Source organism: Bradyrhizobium sp. LTSP857, assembly GCF_000938285.1.
Classification (GTDB): Bacteria; Pseudomonadota; Alphaproteobacteria; order Rhizobiales; family Xanthobacteraceae; genus Bradyrhizobium.
Genome location: NZ_JYMS01000007.1, coordinates 740,189 through 759,766, shown reverse-complemented (window position 1 = coordinate 759,766; position 19,578 = coordinate 740,189). Strand labels below are relative to the sequence as shown.

The 19,578-nt window shown below is 60.8% G+C and carries 17 protein-coding genes; 16 read left to right on the top strand and 1 reads right to left on the bottom strand.

All coding sequences use genetic code 11. From position 1 onward, the window contains the following. The first annotated feature begins 792 nt into the window (after window positions 1-792). The 8 genes from UP06_RS05175 to UP06_RS05140 all read left to right on the top strand — a co-directional run bounded on the left by UP06_RS05175 (window position 793) and on the right by UP06_RS05140 (window position 8,652). Window positions 793-2,985 (top strand): molybdopterin-containing oxidoreductase family protein, encoded by a 2,193-nt coding sequence (locus tag UP06_RS05175; RefSeq protein ID WP_082081247.1) that lies wholly within the window; start codon window positions 793-795, stop codon window positions 2,983-2,985. Next, a complete protein-coding gene (locus tag UP06_RS05170) occupies window positions 2,985-3,857 on the top strand; it encodes a branched-chain amino acid ABC transporter permease (protein WP_045000988.1) in 873 nt (290 codons plus the stop codon). Before UP06_RS05175 ends, UP06_RS05170 begins: the two co-directional genes overlap by 1 nt. Before the next feature lie 13 nt (window positions 3,858-3,870). After that, on the top strand, window positions 3,871-4,866 hold the full coding sequence (locus tag UP06_RS05165) for a branched-chain amino acid ABC transporter permease (protein WP_082081246.1): 996 nt from the start codon (window positions 3,871-3,873) through the stop codon (window positions 4,864-4,866). A gap of 10 nt (window positions 4,867-4,876) precedes the next feature. Further along, window positions 4,877-6,127, top strand: coding sequence for an ABC transporter substrate-binding protein (locus UP06_RS05160; RefSeq protein WP_082081245.1), 1,251 nt, complete (start codon window positions 4,877-4,879; stop codon window positions 6,125-6,127). After that, window positions 6,124-6,861, top strand: coding sequence for an ABC transporter ATP-binding protein (locus UP06_RS05155; RefSeq protein ID WP_045000983.1), 738 nt, complete (start codon window positions 6,124-6,126; stop codon window positions 6,859-6,861). Before UP06_RS05160 ends, UP06_RS05155 begins: the two co-directional genes overlap by 4 nt. Then, window positions 6,842-7,567: an ABC transporter ATP-binding protein gene (locus UP06_RS05150; RefSeq protein ID WP_050031553.1), complete on the top strand. Its 726-nt coding sequence runs from the start codon at window positions 6,842-6,844 to the stop codon at window positions 7,565-7,567. The genes UP06_RS05155 and UP06_RS05150 overlap by 20 nt, the downstream gene beginning before the upstream one ends. Next, on the top strand, window positions 7,564-7,956 hold the full coding sequence (locus tag UP06_RS05145) for a RidA family protein (RefSeq protein WP_045000981.1): 393 nt from the start codon (window positions 7,564-7,566) through the stop codon (window positions 7,954-7,956). The genes UP06_RS05150 and UP06_RS05145 overlap by 4 nt, the downstream gene beginning before the upstream one ends. Before the next feature lie 126 nt (window positions 7,957-8,082). Beyond that, window positions 8,083-8,652, top strand: a complete 570-nt coding sequence (locus UP06_RS05140; protein ID WP_082078474.1) for a MarR family winged helix-turn-helix transcriptional regulator — start codon at window positions 8,083-8,085, stop codon at window positions 8,650-8,652. A gap of 541 nt (window positions 8,653-9,193) precedes the next feature. Here the strand turns inward: UP06_RS05140 and UP06_RS05135 are convergent. Next, a complete protein-coding gene (locus tag UP06_RS05135) occupies window positions 9,194-10,228 on the bottom strand; it encodes a LacI family DNA-binding transcriptional regulator (RefSeq protein WP_045000977.1) in 1,035 nt (344 codons plus the stop codon). 315 nt (window positions 10,229-10,543) lie between these two features. Between UP06_RS05135 and UP06_RS05130 the strand changes: the two genes are divergently transcribed. The 8 genes from UP06_RS05130 to UP06_RS05095 all read left to right on the top strand — a co-directional run bounded on the left by UP06_RS05130 (window position 10,544) and on the right by UP06_RS05095 (window position 19,550). Further along, window positions 10,544-10,996, top strand: a complete 453-nt coding sequence (locus tag UP06_RS05130) for an RbsD/FucU family protein (RefSeq protein ID WP_045001212.1) — start codon at window positions 10,544-10,546, stop codon at window positions 10,994-10,996. Window positions 10,997-11,032: 36 nt separating this feature from the next. Further along, window positions 11,033-12,043, top strand: coding sequence for a ribokinase (locus tag UP06_RS05125; protein ID WP_045000976.1), 1,011 nt, complete (start codon window positions 11,033-11,035; stop codon window positions 12,041-12,043). Window positions 12,044-12,120: 77 nt separating this feature from the next. After that, a complete protein-coding gene (locus UP06_RS05120; protein ID WP_045000975.1) occupies window positions 12,121-13,164 on the top strand; it encodes an autoinducer 2 ABC transporter substrate-binding protein in 1,044 nt (347 codons plus the stop codon). 94 nt (window positions 13,165-13,258) lie between these two features. Next, window positions 13,259-14,761, top strand: coding sequence for a sugar ABC transporter ATP-binding protein (locus UP06_RS05115; protein WP_045000974.1), 1,503 nt, complete (start codon window positions 13,259-13,261; stop codon window positions 14,759-14,761). 8 nt (window positions 14,762-14,769) lie between these two features. Continuing rightward, window positions 14,770-15,747 carry an ABC transporter permease gene (locus tag UP06_RS05110; RefSeq protein WP_045001210.1) on the top strand — a complete coding sequence of 326 codons (978 nt, stop codon included), beginning with the start codon at window positions 14,770-14,772 and terminating at the stop codon, window positions 15,745-15,747. Between the two features lie 10 nt (window positions 15,748-15,757). Further along, window positions 15,758-16,756, top strand: coding sequence for an ABC transporter permease (locus UP06_RS05105; protein WP_045001208.1), 999 nt, complete (start codon window positions 15,758-15,760; stop codon window positions 16,754-16,756). A 227-nt stretch (window positions 16,757-16,983) separates the two neighbouring features. Then, a complete protein-coding gene (locus tag UP06_RS05100; protein ID WP_245305411.1) occupies window positions 16,984-17,871 on the top strand; it encodes a sugar ABC transporter substrate-binding protein in 888 nt (295 codons plus the stop codon). 164 nt (window positions 17,872-18,035) lie between these two features. After that, window positions 18,036-19,550, top strand: coding sequence for a sugar ABC transporter ATP-binding protein (locus UP06_RS05095; protein WP_502691518.1), 1,515 nt, complete (start codon window positions 18,036-18,038; stop codon window positions 19,548-19,550). Window positions 19,551-19,578 lie beyond the last annotated feature (28 nt).

Below are 19,578 nucleotides of genomic sequence, written 5' to 3'. Positions count from 1 at the left end.
TGTTTTGCCGACGTCGTATTGTTTGATGTAGCGAGCGCGAACGTCCGGTTGTTGCACGGAAGGCTAGCCGATACCGGGCGCGGCGCGGATGTTGCAACCCTCGTGTAGTTTGACGCGCAGTCTCATTTTGATTGTTGCGTCGCAATGAGTCTGGTGGCGCAATGTCGCGAAAGTAGTGGCTGTACCATCATTGCGAGGAGCTTGCGGCGAGCATGTCGGCGCTGGCCCAGTCTAGTGCGCAATTGCGGGAGGGGCCGAGACGCTTTCGCCGATACGCACCCTCGCGGACAGCAGGAGTTTAGTCTCGCTGGCAAACGTCGGCGCGACCCGAGCCCTTCGGACGGGCGTTCAAACCTGCAACCCGTGGAGTTGAGATTCGCTACTCGGCTCCTGCAAGGGTTTCGAACTACGACATTCCCATCAGGGATGAGTCTCGCGTGTTGGACGTTGCTTGATCCAACTAGCTTGAGCTTCCCCATGATGGATTGGAGCGAGAGTTCAAATTACTTCAAAGGATTAGAAGGCAGGGTGTGCACCACGTGTGCACTGGGAGGTTATCGGCGTGTAGATATTGGTCTCGCGCCCTTGGCGTTCCGATTGCGAGAGCCACTCTTGCATTAAAAACAGACAGTAGTTTCGGCCATAACCTTTGAGTCCGCTACCGATCTGCTGGTTTTTTGCGGCAATCCGCGCCCGTTGGCCGACGATGCAACTAAAATAGCACTCAATGGCTATAGTTTATAGCTGTACTTTATTGCAATATGTCATAGCGTAGCGCGAGCTTGCTTCGAGGTGGTCGTGCAGAGCCCATTTATCCAGTCCGAAACGCCGGATGCGGCGAGGACAGTTCAGCCCAGCACTTGTTGGGAGTGCGGGACGATTTGCGGCTCGCTTTTGACGACCGAAAACGGCGTCGTCACGAAGATCAGCCCGAATCCGAGCCATCCAGCATCGAAGGGAGCCTTTTGCGTCAAAGGCATCCGCGGCGCGAAGGAATGGACATATCAGGATGGACGGCTCCGCACGCCACTTCGTCGCATTGGTGCGCGCGGCGAGGGGCGTTTCGAGCCGATCGGCTGGGACGAGGCTATCGGAGAGATCGCGGATCGGTTCGCGGAAGTCCGGCACCGATACGGCCCGATGGCGATCGCCGGCGCCACAAATGGCGCGTTCTTCGGCCGCGGGCTGATGATGGCGCTACTGATGCGATCGATCGGTTCGCCCAACTGGATGATCAATCAGGATCTGTGCGGCGGCTGCCGCGCCGTCGCGGACAAGATGACTGGTCTGAACGTCGGCGGCGGCGAGGACATCGACGAAACGTCCTGTGCGCTGATCGTCGGCCGCAATCCGTCGGTGGCCGACCCCATCCAGTGGATGGCGTTGAAAAGAGCAAAGGCCAAGGGTGCTTCAATCGTCGTGATTGATCCGTTCCGGACGCCGGCGGCCGAAATCGCAGATCTGTGGCTTCGTCCGCGGCCGGGAACCGACGCTGCCATCGCGCTCGCGATGGCGCATGTCATGATCGCCGAGAAGCTTTACGACAAGCCGTTCGTCGAGAGCTGGTGTTACGGATTCGACCGTTTCACGCAACACGTGCGCGAACTCACACCGTCCTGGGCCGAGGCCCAGAGCGGCGTGCCGGCGCACGACATCGCAGCCGCTGCCCGACATTATGCGCGAGGTCCGGCTTGCTTCATTTCCGGGCACGGGATCGACGGATCCAGCGCAGGGGTTCAGACCTTCCGCGCCTTCTTCACGCTGGTGGCCATCACCGGCAATGTCGATCGCGTCGGAGGCAACCGGCGCGGCAAGAAGCCGGAAGGCTTCCAAACGACATTCGACGTCCTGTTTGACCCGAACTACCGGCTGCCGCCGGAGATCGAGGCGCTGCGGATCGGTGCCAAGGACTTTCCGCTCTGGTCGGGTCCGCAGGGCTACCAGATGGCGTGCCACAACCCGTCAGTACTCACGGCGATGCTGACCGGTGAGCCTTATCCCGTGCGCGCACTCTATGCGAGCGGCGCCAACATCCTTCTCACCTATCCGGACTTGGAGCGCACCGTCGCGGCGCTGAAGTCGCTCGACTTCGTGGCCGTCAGCTCGCAATACATGACTCCGACCGCGGCGTGGGCCGACATCATCCTGCCGAAGACCACCACGCTTGAAGAGGAAGAAGTCAGCCTCCATCAAGGAGGCCCTTGCGTGACCTACACCGCTGCGGCCTCGGTTCGACAGGGCGAGCAGAAATGCGATCAGGAGATTGCGGTCCTCCTGATCGAGGAGCTCGCCAAGCGCCAAGCGATATACCGCGACTATCTGCCCTGGAAAACCCAGAGCGAGTTTGCCGAATATTGTGTTGCGAAATCGGCGATCGACCTCGCCGAACTGCGGCGTGTCGGCTATGCGACGTTTCCGTTCGAACAGGGAGACCTGTCCAGGCAGGTCATTGCGACGCCATCGGGGAAGTTCGAGCTGTATTCGCAGGTGATGGAGCAGGCCGGCGTCGAGGCGCTGCCGACCTTTCTGTTGCCGTCGAACCAGCGCGAACAGAAAGCCGTGTCCGAAGACTTCCCGCTCGTCCTGCAAACCGGCTTTCGCGAGAAGAGTTATCATCATTCTCGCTTCCGCGAGCAGGCCTGGGCCCGCAAGGTTTCGCCGCATCCGCTCGTCTATGTCCATCCCCAGACCGCCGAACAGCACGGGGTTCACGAAGGCGACTGGATCAAACTGACGACACCGCGAGCCTCCGGCACCTGCAGCCTAAAGGCGAGGATCACGGATGATACTTTGCCCGGTGTGCTTACCACCGGGATGGGCTGGTGGCTTCCGGAAGCGCCCGCGCCGGAGTTCGGCGTGCGTACCGTCAATATCAATGCGGCGATGTCCTATTCCGGCCCCTGGGACTCATCGACCGGCTCGGCCGACACCGGCGGCATCGCGTGCCGCATTCTCTCCGTCTCTCCTGAATCCGAGGTCGCGTGATGGATTTCTCCTATGCGCTGATCTTCCAGACCTTCAACGGCGTCGTGTGGGGACTGATCTTTGCGCTGATCGCGCTGGGGCTGAGCTTGACGTTCGGGCTGATGAACCTGATGAACGTCGCCCACGCCTCCTTCTACATGCTGGGGGCGGTGTTGACCGCCCAATTCGTCACGCGGCTCGGCCTCGGGTTCTGGAGCGGCGCGGCGCTGGCGACAATATCCGTCGGCGGCCTCGGCATGGTCGTCAATCGATTGGTGCTGGCGAGAGTCGTCGATTCCCCGCCGGTCATCGGCCTCCTGGCTACGGCCGGCCTCCTCCTTGTCATCGAGAGTAGCACACTCGCTACCTTCGGTGCGGTTCCGGTTTCGGTTGACCCTCCGGTCGACGCGACGTTTTCGATCTTCGGCGTGGACTATCCTGGCTACCGTCTCGTTGTCGCCGGCGTTGCCGTCGCGATCCTGATCGTCACCTTCCTGCTGCTGCGGTTCACACGCTTCGGTTTGTGGATGCGAGCCGCGCCCCAGCAGCGCGAATTGGCGCTGATTTCCGGCGTCTCCTCTGGCCGCATCAACACCGCGACCGTCATCATCGGCAGCCTGCTTGCCGGTGTTGCGGGCGCACTGGTCGCGCCGATTGCGGGGGCACATTTCCAGATGGGGTCCAGCGTGCTCGCTGTCGCTTTCACGGTGATTGTGGTCGGTGGCGCCGGCAACCTATGGGGCGCGGTGTTGATCGCCATCCTGCTTGGCGTGGTGCGTGGCGTCGCGGCGGCATTCATGACGCCAAGCGAGGCCGAAATCCTGTCCCTGGTTCTCCTGCTGCCGGTTCTCCTGCTTCGGCCAGACGGGGTCCTGGCCAAGGCCCGGTCCTGAAGAAAGGTTGGATATGTCTGTTCGCACTGCGTTGGGTGTAGTGGCGCTTCTGGTTCTCGCCGTGATGCCGTTCGTCACTGGACCCTACGCCGTGTTCGTCTGCGCCCAAATGATCACGCTCATCTACATCGCCGCCTCGTTGCAGATGAGCTTTGCCTATGCGCGCATCCTGAGCTTCATGCAGGGAACGTTCTTCGGATTGGGATCCTATGTCGCCTGCGTGACCCACGGCTCGGGCTTTACCCTGCCGGTCATGCTTCTGGCCGCGGTCGCCGCAAGCGGTGTGCTTGGCGTCGTGGTCGGTCTTGTCGTCACCCGCATGAAAGCGGCACACACTGCGGTGATCTGCACGCTACTCGTCGCGACCATCGTGCTGATGTGCGCCAATTCCTTCGTTGGGATTACCGGCGGGGAGGATGGCCTGTCGCTTCGCGGCGGATCGTACATGTTCGGTTTGGCCGTGGCGTTCGGCGCCAACCGTATCACCTACTGTTTCGCCTTCCTGCCGCTTGCGGCTTACTTCATCTTCGTCATGCTGGCTGAACGAACCACCTTCGGCGTCGTCATGAAAGCCGTCGGCAGCAACGAGGTACGGGCCGCTCAACTCGGTTACCAGGTTTGGCTGCGACATCTCGCGGTTTTTGCCGCGGCAGGCGGTATGGCCGGCTATGGCGGCGCGATGAACGCCGTCATTCTCGAACATGTTTCCTCCGCGCTGTTCGATCCAAACCTGTCGCTGACTGCCGTCCTATGGACCGCGGTTGGCGGCTTGGCTCACCCGTTCGGGGCACTCTTTGGCGGGCTGCTGGTATTTCCCCTGACCGAGCTTGCAGCGCGTGCCTTCAAATATGTCGATATCGTAGTTGGCGCGCTCCTGATTGCAGCGGCGCTGCTGTTCCCACAGGGCATCGCGGGTCTCGTCGGAGAGCGACGGCTCGGACACTTCAACCGTCGAAGTTCGAAGGAAATGCTGGCGGAGGGCCCGGAAGGCCGCAGCCAGACAGCATGAGGAGATTGCGATGTCACGACGTTTGATGATCAACCGACGGAAAGCCTTGCAGGGGCTCGCCGCTGTTGCGACGGCCGGTTCGGTGCGTGGGGCTGCGGCTGCGAGTAGCGAACCGATCGTGATCGGGCTTCAGACCGAGCTCACCGGCGCGCTGGCTCACGACAGTGGTTGGGGCAAAAAGGCCGCGGAGGCGGCGGTCGCCTGGCAGAATGAGCGCGGCGGATTCGCCGGTCGCCCGTTGAAGCTCGTCGTGGTCGACACGGAAACCAAGGTCGATGTCGGCATCCGTCGCCTGCAGCAATTGCTGCAACAAGAGAATTGCGATTTCATTATCGGTTCCGGCCATGGCGGCATCGGCATGGCGAGCGTGCCGTTATGTCGGGATGCCAAGGTGACCTACCTGCCGCTCGCCCGCACCGACGGCATTACAACCGAACTCGGCAATCCCTACTCCGTCCGCATCGTCGCCAACAGCACCATGGGTGCGTCCGCCGCCTCGAAATGGATGGTGGACAGCCTGGGCAAGCGCTGGGGGATGGTGCTGGCCGACTATGCCTTCGGTTACTCGCAGCGTGAGGCCTTCACGGCCTCGCTCGCGAAGGCGGGCGGTGAGCTGGCGCAGGCCATCGCGCTGCCCGTCAACACCAACGATCCTCTTCCGTACCTTCTGAAGCTGGACCGATCGCTCTCGGGTATCGTCATGGCGATCCTTGGTCCTGACAGCGTCCGCGTCTATCCCGCGCTGCGCTCCCTCGGCTTCGGCAAGACCCCGAAGATCACAGTATCCTGCACGCAGAACCTCTTTGATATCGTCAGGCTCGGTACTGCCGTCGAAGGCGTCTACGCGCTGGACGAGGTCCCTTGGGAGCTCGACGATTATCCCAACCCCGCATTTTCGAAAACGGCTTTCGATCGCATCGGTATCGGCAGTAATGGCCGCGCCAAAGATGGCGACGACTACGTCATGCTCCCGAACGCCATCATGGCCTGGGAATGTACGGAGTTGCTGCGCATGGCGGTCGAAGGTGCACGGTGGAAGACGAAGGCCGACAATCTTTCTCTGTCCAATTGGCTCGTGTCCAATCCTGACTTCGCGCTGAGCGAAGGTTTTCCTCAGGGAGGTTTTTCCATCAGGGCCGCCGACCAGCAGGCCTTCATCGACCAGTATATCCTGCAAATCCAGGGCGGGCGTATGAAGCGCGTCTCCAAGGTCGCCGGCGCCACCACGGTTTATCCGAGCAAGGATCTCGTGCAGCGATGAGTGTCGCTTCCCCCCAATCGATCGCGCTCGAGACCAGGGACCTCTGCAAGCACTTTTCCGGGCTCGAGGTTCTCAAGGGCGTTTCAACCGCAATTCGGGCGGGAGAGGTGAGGGCCGTCATCGGGCCGAACGGCGCGGGCAAGACGACTTTTATCAACGTGCTGACCGGCATCCATCCCGCCTCCTCGGGACGGGTCTTTCTCGGCGACGCCGACGTCACCGGTTTGCCGGCCTATCGGATTGCGCGAAAGGGTCTGTCCAGAACATTCCAGATATCCAACCTCTTCGCCGACTTGACGGTTCTGGAGAACGCTATGGTGGCGGTTCACGCCGGCCGTTGCTTCCGGCAAAGCCGTGAGACGGTCGATGAGAGCCTCTCGCTGGTCGGACTTTCTGCGCTGGCAGACCGGCTCGTATCCGAGATATCCCACGGCGACCAGAAGCTTCTGGAGGTCGCGATCGCAACCGCATGCGGTCCGGATGTGCTGCTTCTCGACGAGCCGACAGCCGGCATGAGCCCGTCCGAGACCAACAGATTCATCGATCTTCTCAATGAGCGTCTGCGCAGCCGTTACACCATCGTCATCGTCGAGCACGACATGAACGTCGTGATGAACACGGCAGACGTGATCTCGGTTCTTACGCTGGGCCGTATACTCGCCGAGGGAAAACCGGACGAGATCAGGACGAATCCAGGCGTGCAGGAGGCTTATCTTGGCAGCGCTTACGCTTGAGGCAGTCAATGCCTATTACGGCAAGGCTCACATCGTGCGGAACGTGAGCTTCTCGCTCGGCAGTGGCGAGATCGTGGGAATCGTGGGCCGCAACGGCGTCGGCAAGACCACGCTGCTCCGCTCGGTGATGAAGCTCGTGCCTACCGTGCTCGGTAAGGTGACGCTGAAAGGCCGGGATATTTCCACTGAGGCCACAGACCGGCGCGTGCGCGGCGGCCTCGGCTACATGCCGCAGGGCATGCGAGTGTTCGGCGACCTGTCGGTCGAGGAAAACTATCGTGTAAGCGCCTATGCCGTGCGCATGCCAATGGCACTGGAAGAAATCCTCTCGCTGGTGCCTGAGCTCAGGGATCTGCTGAAACGGCCGGCGGGACGGCTGAGTGGCGGCCAGCAACAACTCGTTTCATTGATGCGGTGCCTCGCGTCGAATTGCTCCGTGCTGCTGATGGACGAGCCGACCGAGGGATTGATGCCGAAGATGGTCGAGCGCATCGCTGACGTCGCAAATTCGCTGCGTGGGCGTGGCATGTCGATCATTCTCGTCGAGCAGAACCTCGCGCTTGCCGAAGCTGTGTGCGACCGCGGCTACATCATGGAGAAAGGCGCAGTCGAGGCGGAAGGCGACTTCAAATCGCTTCGCGAGAGCGGAGAATTCGAGAGGCTTCTGGGCCTCGGCCACAACGCAAAAGAGAAGGAGATCAGATGACCAGAACCGTGATCACACCGCCCGAATTCGCAGGATGGTTGAACCAGGCCAAAGTGCCGCTGTCGCTCGTCGTCAAGCATGGCAATACTGTCTACGTCTCAGGCATTCCTCCGATTATCCCGAACAGCAATGAGCTGCGGACCGATTCCATTGCCGGGCAGGTTACCCAGGTGCTGGACAATATCGCACTCTGCCTGGAGGCCGCCGGCTCCGACCTATCAAAAGTGCTGAAGTGCACGATATTCGCGGTGAACGCGGCCCATTTTGCCGCTATCAATGAGGTCTACCGGACCTATTTTCCGACGGACCCGCCGGCACGGACGTTCTGCACGGTTGCTTCCTGGCCGGCGCCGTTCGATGTCGAGATCGAATGTATCGCCGCCTGCTGAACATGGTGATTGACGCGAGGCCGCGGTCCGCAATACGGATCGTGTCCGCGAGCCGCACGATCTGACTCGCGCAAAGCTCGTCCAAGCGGCGGAAGCCGCCCGCCATGACCGATATTGGGCCTAAGAATGCCGTCTGCACACGCGCGCAAGCGATCGACCGCTCCGAAAGCTTCGGCTGATCCTCTCGACGGATTGTATACGGTCAGCCGGCCGGAACTCATGGTAAAGGGCAACGACGTGGCGTTTCGCCACTTCGTGTCGAACCTGTTCGCGGCGGCCGATATCGTCTGGCGCGCCCGCGGCAGGCTCAGCCAGAAATTCGGCATGACGGCCAATCAATTCGCGATCCTCCTTGCGGTGCGCCACTTCGGCACTGGCGCCAGCGTCCGCCAGTTGGCCGATCACCTCAAGATGGTGGCTGCAAACGTTACAAAAGAAGTGAACATCCTGGCGGCAGAACAACTGCTCGCGAAGGCGACCGATCCCAAAGACAGCCGCGCACTTTCCATCACGTTGACGCCGAAGGCGTTTCGGCTTCTTCGGGCGCTGCTGCCGATTTCGAGGGAAATCAACGATATTCAGTATCAAGGCATGACCGCAGCCGACATGTCCACGATATCGAGTGCCTGCGCACGGATCGTCGAGTCTGAAGATCAAATCCTGCGGTTGATCGCAAAGGTCGATGTGTGGAAATAGCGCGGCTCCGATCCAGCTAAATTGGTTCTCTGCGCGGAAAAATGACGGCCGGCGCGATTAATCAGTGCCCCCATCTAGGTGGGGCTCGCAACCGCCGGCAACTGGCTTGCAAAGGACGGGCATGGGCTTGGAGCCGCAATTCTGACAAAGAGAAATTCTGTAACGATCTCAATGGAGTCAAGAACACTGAAAATGTCAGAACGGCCGTTGAAAACATCGCAGATGTCCCGACTTCCAAGTTGAATATGAGGGTTCAATTCCCTTCACCCGCTCCAAAATCATACCGATCTCCATGGAGCTCACTGAAGCTAGATCAAACTTGCCCATGATGGATTGGAGCGAGAGTGTCAGCTTTTCAATCAGTTAAAGGGCGTCGTGCGCGCGATGTGTGCACCGGGATCAAGAACAATCTAGAGACGATCAATGTAGGCGGGGTTCAGAGCTCGCAGCTGAGACACCGGCGGTGCCGGCTCCTCGGTTTGCCGCTCAAGCGATCGCTCTGATGGTCCTGTCGGGGTCGCGCATTCCTCAAGCTATTCAATTACCCAGACGCATTGATCATGGCTGGCTCCAGTAGGGGCGCTGCCGAGGACTCTCGTATGACGAGCTCGCATTGAAAAAGTTTGGGCTTGCCGACCGGCGGCATATCCCGCTGGCCCAGGAGCGAGGAGATCGCAGCGTCAGCGATCTGCGACATCGGCTGGACGACCGTCGTCAGTCGCGGCGTGATGAGGTTTGAGAGCGGTATTCCGTCAAAGCCGACGATCGACAATCCTGCCGGAATCGGGATGCCTAGATCGTTGGCTACCCGCAGACAGCCAATAGCTTGCTGGTCGGAGCTGGAAAAAATCGCGGTCGGACGTTCGTCCCTCGGTCTGGCAAGCAGGAAGGTACCTGCGGCGTGACCGCTCTCATAATCGAAGGCCGCGTTGATGAAGAGAGGTTTGATCTTCGCGCCTCGATGATCGCGAAGGGTCTTCATGACGTCCAGATATCCCTGAAGGCGATCTTCGGTCGGGCGCGAGCCTGACGGGCCGGCGATGCAGGCGATGCGACGGTGACCAAGCTCGGCGAGGTAATCCACTGCAATGCGCGCGCCGCCGCGGTGGTCCGCAGCTACTCCCGGATGATCCGGAAGAAGGCGATCGACCGTGATCAATGGGAGCCCTTTGGGCGCTTTGATAGAGTGGGGGCCGTTGCTCGGAACTATGATGATGCCATCGACCTTGCGCCCGGCCAATTGAGCCAGCCGATCCGCTTCCTTGGCGGCATCGTCGAACGAAGTCATGAAGATGACGTTGTGGCCGTGGTCTGTGGCCGCACGCTCTGCGCACTGGACCAGTTCGGCGAAGAACGGATTGGTCAGGTTGGGAATGACAATCCCAATCAGTCGGCTGACCTTGCTGCGCATGCTGCGGGCAAATGGATCCGGCCGATAGCCGAGTTCTTCAATGACAGCTTTGACGCGCGCGCGCACCTCCGCCGTGACCGATGGATGGTCATTCAATACGCGCGACACGGTGCCCACGGCGACGCCGGCCCGCTCGGCAACATCTTTAATTCCACGCTTTGCCATCAGTTACATTCAATAGCGCGCCGGCGAGACGATCGGCAACCGGGAGCGCCGGTCGGCTTGAGCCAAATCAGGATCGCTGGCGCGGAGCGGGGACGTTCCATCTCGTTTCGCGAATCCGGCTGGACAGGTTGAATATTTCATACTACCTTTTCATTTGGAAACGGTTCATTGTTGATGTCTGAGACGTAAATACTGATTATATCAGTATTTATTCTGTCGATGACAAATAATATAAAATAACGGGGAGCGGCGTGCCAAAGTATTCCTGCGTATGCAAGGCCGAATGGCCATGGGATGGAGGCGGAAGCGGTCGCCATGCTCATCGGCCTTGATCCGCTACTCGATGCCGAACTCCTTTATGCGCTTCGGCAGATGGGACACGGCGACGAGCTCGTCGTGGTGGACACCAATTTTCCCGCCGTATCGACGGCACGCAAGTCAGTGACGGGCCGGCCGATCATGATGAGTGGAGTGTCAGTGGCGCGCGCCATTGAAGCGGTGCTCTCAGTCATGCCGCTCGACGACTTCGTCGACAACCCCGTGTTCTGTATGGAAGTCGTCGGCGATCCCTTGATGGTTCCTCCGGTGCAAGAGGAAGTGCAAGTCGTTGTTGATCGTGCACTCGGGCGCCACCTTCCAATGCAGGGTATCGAGCGCCATGCCTTCTATGCCCGAGCCGCGTCAGCCTTCGCTGTTCTGGTCAGCGGCGAGATACGCTCCTACGGGTGCTTCATTCTAAAAAAAGGGATTGTCCGTGCGGCCGCTTGATAGAGGCCGATCGAGTGTTGCGTGGAGTCTGGGGCGATGACGACAATTACTAGAGATACCGCAACTGGATCCGCTGATATCGTCGTGCTCGGCATTTTCGCGGCTGACCTGGTCTTCCAGGCCGATCGCTTGCCGACAATCGGTGAAACGTTGTTCGGGCGCGCCTTCTCGATTGGCTCGGGCGGCAAGGGATCCAACCAGGCGATTGCGGCGGCGCGCGCCGGTGGCAGAGTCGGGCTGATCACCCGGATTGGGGCGGACACGTTCGGCGATCTTGCAAGATCCGTCTGGCAAGCCGAGGGCATCATCGCGGATGCGATCTCGATCGATCCGGCGCAGGCGACCGGAGCCGCCTTCATCTTCGTGTCGGCAGCGACCGGTGACAATGCGATTCTCGTAACGCCCGGCGCCGCGGGCCGGATCAGTACGGCCGATGTCGCGGCAGCAGGATCGATGATTGCCGATGCGAAAGTTTTCGTGACCCAACTCGAGCAGCCGGTCGACGCGGCTTTGGCGGGACTTGAGGCGGCGCGGCAGGCGGGTGTCGTCACGATCTTCAATCCCGCACCGGCCGTCGCGGTACCGGACATGATCTGGCGCTATTGTGACTGGACGACCCCAAATGAGACCGAGGCCGCCGCGCTCAGCGGTGTCGCAGTCGACAGCGTCGACGGTGCGTTTCATGCCGCCGACGCGTTAGGGCGCCGCGGCGTGCGCAACGTGCTGATCACGCTCGGCGAGAAGGGGGCCCTGCTGTGCGGCGAAGCAGGTACCGCACTGTTTCCGCCGCTGGCCGGTGCGACCGTCGTCGACACGACCGGCGCGGGCGATGCCTTCAATGCCGGGCTCGCCGTGGCGCTCGCGGAGGGGCGGTCGGCCGAGGACGCCATTCGGTTTGCAACCGCCGTCGCCGGTCTTTCAGTCGGGCGCCCCGGCGCCTCTGCTTCAATGCCGGCAAGAACTGAAATCGAGGCCGCGCTCGAGCGGGTCCCATCTCCGATCTGGATGACGCGACCTGAGGAAGATCTGATCTTCAGCACGGGCTAAATTCCGCAAACCGCCTTGCTCGAATGGCCGGGAGCGAGGTGAGTGAGGTACAACCGGCGACAACAGGGAGCAACGACATGAGGAAATTGTTTTGTGCAATGGCGGCCGCAGCGACCTTGATTTGTGGCGCCGCGATAGCCGGTGAAGGACCTCTCGATACGTCCGCCGTCCGCAAGGACCTGAAGGCCGCCGGCAAGACCTATACGATTGCCACGGTGGTCAAGGTGGATGGTATCGCGTGGTTCGACCGCATGCGTGACGGCATCAAACAGTTCAAGGCCGACACCGGGCAAGACGTATGGATGGTAGGACCGAGCCAGGCCGACGCCGCCGCCCAGGTTCAGATCATCGAGCAATTGATTGCGCAGGGTGTCGACGCCATCTGCGTCGTTCCGTTCTCGGTGGAAGCGGTCGAGCCGGTGCTGAAGAAGGCGCGCGATCGCGGCATCGTGGTCGTGATCCACGAAGGCTCCAGCGTGCAGAACACCGACTACATCCTCGAGGCGTTCGACAACAAGGCATATGGCGCCAAGCTGATGGAAGTGCTCGGCAAGTCCATGGGTGGCGAAGGCAAATACGTCGCCACCGTCGGCAGCCTAACCTCGAAGACACACAATGAATGGGTGGATGGCGCGATCGCTTATCAGAAAGAGCACTTCCCCAAGATGCAGGAAGCGACCAAGCGCATCGAGACCAATGACGATGCCAATACGGACTACACCAAGCTGAAAGAAGTGGTGACGACCTATCCGGATCTGAAGGGCATTCTTGGCGCGCCCATGCCGACCTCGGCCGGTGCCGGGCGCCTGATCGCCGAGCGCAAGCTCAACGGCAAGATGTTCTTCGCCGGTACAGGTCTCGTCTCCGTGGCCGGCGAGTACTTGAAGAACGACAATATCCAGTACATCCAGTTCTGGGATCCGGCCGCCGCAGGATATGCCATGAACGAGATCGCCGTTCTGGCGTTGCAGGGCAAGAAGGCCGAGCTCAAAGCCGGTGCCAATCTGGGTCTGCCGGGCTTTACGAGTTTGCTCGCACCTGACGCGGCGCGTCCGAATGTCTTCTATGGCGCTGGATGGGTTGGCGTCACCAAGGCGAACATGGGCGAGTACAATTTCTGACAAACCCTGCGCCGGTTTTCGCTGGGCCGGCGGAATACGCGACAACTTGCCGGGGACGCTCGCGCCCCCGGTATGTGTCTGAGGAACTCACGCGATGCCGGATCTTCTGACGCTGGACAACATCTCCAAGCACTTTGCCGGCGTGCAGGCCCTCGATGGCCTGTCGCTGTCCATTGATGCGGGGGAGATTCACTGCCTCGCCGGGGAGAACGGGTCGGGCAAGTCGACCGTGATCAAGGTCATGTCCGGTGTCTACAAACCGGACCGCGGCACCATCGCGCTCGATGGTCGGATCATTCCGCCCTTCGATCCGATCTCTGCGATCCATGCGGGCATCCAGGTGATCTATCAGGATTTCTCGCTTTTCGGGAATCTGACGGTGGCTGAAAACATCGCGTTCGGCGCCGAACTCGGCGAGGGCCGACATCTGGTGAACTGGAGGCGCGTGCGACGCATTGCCGAGGCCGCGCTTGAACGCCTCGGCGTAGATCTCGATCCGGACGCCGACGTCGACGCCCTATCGACCGCTGGACGCCAGTTGGTGGCGATCGCCCGTGCCATGATTGCCGGGCCACGCCTGCTCATCCTGGACGAACCGACGACGGCTCTCACCCGCCGGGAGATCGATTCCCTGTTCTCGGTCGTCAACGAAATCCGACGCGGCGGCGTCGCAGCCCTGTTCGTCAGTCACAAGATGCGGGAAATGCTTGAAATCTCCGACCGCATCACCGTGATGCGCAATGGCCGCAAGGTCGCGGAGGGGCCGACGGCTTCGTTCGACGAAGCGGCAATCACCCGCGCCATGACCGGACAGGATATCTCCGACACGCCCTATCGCGCGCCAGAGGGCGGCTTTGCCGCAGGTCAGCTGCCGCGACTATCCGTGAAGAACCTGACCTTGCCGGGACAATTCGAGGATCTGGCGCTCGACATTCGCCCTGGTGAAATCGTCGGCCTTGCCGGTTTGCTCGGCTCCGGCCGCACCCAATTTGCACGGGCCCTGTTTGGATTGGAAGTCGCCACGGTGGGAGATATCCGCGTCGATGGCGTGGCCGTTGACATCAAGCGGCCCGGCGACGCGATTTCAGCCGGCATTGCCTACGTACCCGAGGATCGTCTGACCGAAGGGCTCTTTCTCGGCCAATCTATCGACCGCAACATCCTTGCGTCCATCTACAATCGCATCGCGCCGCACTTGGTCCTTGATCGGGTGGAAGCCGGCCGACGTTCGTCCGACATGATCGCCGCCATGCGCATCGCGACACCCACCGGCGCAAAACCGGTCGGGCAATTGTCGGGAGGCAATCAGCAGCGGGTGGTCATAGGACGGTGGCTCCTGACCGATGCGAGAGTGTTGCTTCTCAACGGACCGACAGTCGGAGTCGACGTTGGATCGAAGGCCGAGATTCATCGCATCGTGCGCACGCTTGCCGCCGAAAAGGGGCTTGCCGTTCTGATGATTTCCGATGACTTGCCCGAGCTCGTTCAGAATTGCAGCCGGATCATCGTCATGCACCGCGGGCGTTTCGTCGCGGACATGGCCACGAGTGAGACCTCCGAACATGAGGTCAGCGACATGCTGAGCTCCTTCCGATGAGTCCGCTGGTGCGCGTATTGCAGCGGTCGGAGACGTTGATCGCCGCTGTGCTGGTGACAGTGATGCTCGTCATAGGGTTGATCAATCCCGCCTTCTGGTCGGCCGACAACCTGTTCTCGATCCTGAAATCGAACGTGATCGTCGGCATCATGGCGCTGGGTGTGCTGCTGGTGATGTTGTCCGGCGGGTTCGACGTCTCATTTCCCGCGATCGCGGCCGCCGCCATGTACCTGTCGGTCAAGACCATGGTGGCGGTGGGTTATCCCGGCGTGGCGCTGCCGTTCCTCGGCGCTGTCGCGATCGGCATCCTCTGCGGCGCAATCAACGGCTTCTTGGTATGGAAGTTTCGCATGATCCCGCTCATCGTGACACTTGGCACCGGCGCCATGGTGCGCGGTCTGCTGCTCGGTGTCATGGGTACCTCGATCGTCAACATCGATCGGTTTCCGCCGGCGCTCATCGAATTCGCGCGCGGAGAAGTACTGGTCTCCAATCACGCCGACGGCAGCCAGTCCGGCCTTTCGGCCATGATCTTCATCTATCTGGCGCTCGCGGTCACGGTGCACTTCGTATTGCGCCACACGATGATCGGACGCTCCGTCTACGCGCTCGGTGGCAGTTCCGAGGCGGCTAACCGCGTCGGGATCAGTCTCAGCAAGACGATCTTCTTCGTTTATTGCGTCGCGGGCGCGCTCGCCGGCTTTGCCGGCATGCTCCACAGCTCGATGATCTGGCTGGCCAATCCGAGAGATTTTGTTGGTACTGATCTGGAGGTTATTGCCGCCGTGGTGCTCGGCGGCGCTTCGATCTTCGGCGGCCGGGGCAGCGTACTCGGAACCATGCTGGGCGTTTTCATGCTGGTCATGGTCAAGAACAGCCTGATCGTCATGAAGGTGGATACGACCTGGCAGCTGGTGGTGATCGGTTCGATCATCGTCATCGCAACCGCCGCCACGGCCTGGCGCGACCGCAAACGTCTTGTCTGAGGATATCGCCGTGAAGCGCTTCGCTCTCGACCCTCGCACCCTCATCAATCGCGACGATAATATCGGCCGGCTCGTCCTCATGATCGTGCTGATCATCGTCGTGATGACATGGCTCAGCCCCAACAAATTCCTGAATCTCTACAATTTCGAAAGCCTGAGCTTTCTGTTTCCGGAACTCGGCATTCTTGCGATCGCGATGCTGGTCGCCATGCTGACCGGGGGTATCGACCTGTCGGTGATCGGCATCGCCAACCTCTCGGCGATCATGGCGGGCCTCTTCTTTCATGCGGCGATCGGCGTGGACGGGATCCGGGCAGGGGAGGGCTGCCTCATGACTCCGGTCGGAATCGCGCTTGCGCTGGCGACCGGCATGATAGCGGGTGCGGTCAATGGTCTTCTGGTGACCCGGCTACGCATCACGCCCATACTGGCCACGCTGGGCACCGGGCAGATATTCACCGGCCTTGCGCTGGTCCTCACCGGCGGGCCGGCCATCGTTGGCTTTCCGGCGGCCTGGAATATGATCGGCAACGGCAAACTGCTGGGGCTTGCGGCGCCGCTGATCGTCTTTCTCGTCATCGCAACCGCAATTGCTTTCCTCATCGATCGAACGAGCTTTGGCGTCTCGCTCCAGTTGATCGGGACCAATCCGAAAGCGGCGCTGTTCGCGGGTATCAACCGTACTAGGCTGATCTTCTGGAGCTTTGTTCTCAGCGGCGGACTGGCGGCGCTCGCGGGCGTCCTTCTGTCGGCACGAACCAACGCTGCCAAATCAGACTACGGCACATCCTATCTCCTACAATCGATCTTGATTGCGGTGCTCGGCGGGACCAATCCGTCAGGCGGTCGCGGCACAGTGACGGGAGTAGCGCTCGCCGTGATCGCGCTCATGTTGCTCTCCAGCGGATTGCAGATTTTGCGATTCTCGAACCACCTGATCGACTTCGTCTGGGGTGCGTTTCTTGTTTTGGTTGTGACCGCGAACGCGTGGAAAGGTCGCGTGCGGTAGACCGGGCCGAACCGGACGACCGTCTCCGCCGTGGTTGACTTGAAACGTCCGCTCAACTCTGATACTCATCATTTGGAAACGTTTCATCAGGGCCGGCGCAAAGGTCCGGCACAAGAAAACGTTCGACAGGGAGGTGGAAAATGCCGAATTTCACACAGCATACGCCGACATCGGGAATCAGTCGCCGTCAGATCATCCTGGCCGGCGGGCTAGGAACGATCACGATCATGTCGGGCATCCGTCCGACGCTGGCCGCCGGGAAGCCGAAGGTCGGCCTCGTGATGAAATCGCTTTCAAACGAGTTCTTCAAGCAGATGCAGGCCGGTGCGGACAAGTATGCCACCGAGAACAAGGACAAGTTCGACTTCAAGGCCGTCGGCATGAAGGATGAACGCGACTTCGCCGCGCAGGTCGACGCGGTTGAGAACTTCGTTACCCAAAAGTACGACATCATCGTTGTCGCTCCGGCCGACTCCAAGGCCATGGCCACTCCGCTCGCCAAGGCCGTCAAGGCCGGCATCACTGTCGTCAATATCGACGTGCCGCTCGATGCTGGCGCCAAGAAAGCCGCGGGCATCGATCTGGCCTTCTTCGGTCCAGACAATCGCGGCGGCGTCAAGTTGGCTGGTGATGCCCTCGCTAAGGAACTTGGTGCGGGCGGCAAGGTCGTCATGCTTGAAGGCAATCCGGAGGCCGACAACGGCAAGGAACGCAAGCAGGGCTTTATGGATGCGATCGCTGAAGGCAAGCTGAAATTGCTCGACAGCAAGACGGCGCACTGGGAGACCGAGGAGGCCAACACGCTGATGACCAACTTCCTGACCAAGTATCAGGACATTCAGGGCGTGATGGCAGCCAACGATTCCATGGCGCTTGGCGTCGTCAAGGCGCTGGATGCCACGGGCAAAAGCGGCAAGATCAAGGTCGTCGGCTTCGATAACATTCCGCCGGTGCAGCCGTTGATCAAGAGCGGCAAGATGCTGGCGACGGTTGAGCAGTATGGTGCGAAGATGGCCGTGATGGGCATCGACTACGGCATGCGTCAGATGGCCGGCGAGAAGTTCACCGGCTGGGTCAAGACCGACATCAAGCTGGTTACGGCCAAGGACGCGTGATCCGGTCTTTCCGGGTATAGCTTGATCGGGGCGCCTGACATCTTGTCAGCGTCCCGATTTTGGCAAAGATCATTCTCGTCAGATTCCACTTACTTTGTTCTGCCGTCGCCGGGGAGCGGCCTCTCATGCATGTCAATGAGTTGAGCCGTTCTGGGGGCGCGACATTGCCGAGCGAAGCTCCGATTCTCAGGCTGCAGTCGGTCGGCAAGCGGTTTCCCGGCGTGGTCGCCCTTCGAGACGTGTCCTTCGACATTGCACGTGGTTGCGGGCACGTGCTGCTTGGCGAGAACGGGGCCGGCAAGTCGACATTGATCAACATGCTCGGCGGCGTTTTGCAACCGGACGACGGTTCGATCTGGTTCGACGGCGCGCCCTACCGCCCAACCTCGCCGCTGGAAGCCTTCAAGGCCGGCATTCGGGTCGTGCACCAGGAACTGCATCAGCTTTCGAACCTGTCGGTTGCGGAGAATTTGCTGTTCGAGCAACTGCCGAGCCGATGGGGACTGGTCAACTTTCGGGAAATGAACCGGCGAGCCGCGGAGCTGCTGAGCGAGGTCGGCCTCGACATTGCGCCGACAACCGAGGTGAGCCGGCTCGGCGTCGCGCAGATGCAATTGGTCGAGATCGCCAAGGCACTCTGCCATGAGAGCAAGCTGCTCGTTCTCGACGAGCCGACGGCAACACTGACCTCGCGCGAGGTTGATCGCCTCTTTGAGATCCTGCGCCGCCTGAAGGCCAAGGGTGTGACCACGCTCTACATATCTCACCGGCTCGAGGAAATCTTTGAGGTCGGCGAGCAGGTGACAGTGCTGCGCGATGGCCAGCACGTGACGACCCGCCCGCTTGCCGGCCTCGGTATTCCAAAGGTCGTAGAACTCATGGTTGGGAGAACCATTACCGATCAGGGCGTGTTCCGCGCCGACGTGTCCATTGCCGGCGAGGCGCTGGGCGTGACGGGCTTGAAGCTGACGAGCCATAGCCCCGAGATTTCCTTCTTGGTCGGCAAGGGCGAAATCGTCGGCATCGCCGGGCTGGTCGGATCGGGCCGCACGGAGGTGGTTCGCGCACTCTTTGGCGCCGACCCGAAGGCCGCCGGCACGATCCGCATCGAGGGGAAGGAGGTAGAGATTGCTTCGCCGAAGGATGCAGTATCGCATGGGCTTTGCCTCGCCACCGAGGATCGAAAAGGGCAAGGCTTGTTGCTCGATATGAGCTGCGCCGAGAACATGACCATCACCGATCTCGCCCAGGTCTCGCGGGGAGGCCTGCTCCGGCGCAACAGTGAATTTGAGGCCTCGACGCGCCTCGTAAAGGAGTTGCGCGTCAAGACGTCCTCGATCCATCAGGCCGTCCGGACCCTCTCTGGCGGCAACCAGCAGAAAGTCGTCATCGCGAAATGGCTGTTCCGGGGGCCCAAGGCATTGATCTTCGACGAGCCGACCCGCGGCATCGATGTCGGTGCCAAGGCCGAGATCTATGAACTGCTCGGCAATCTCGCGGCCGATGGCAAGGGCATCCTGGTGGTCTCATCCGATCTCCCCGAATTGATGGCGATCTGCCACCGGATTCTGGTGTTCTCGAACGGGCGGATTGCCGGCGAGGTGCCGCGCGCCGAATTTGATGAGCACCGCATCCTTTCCCTTGCCTATCAGGAGTATGGTCGTGACCAAGGGAATTGACCGCGTCGGGTCGCACAAGTCGAGCGCG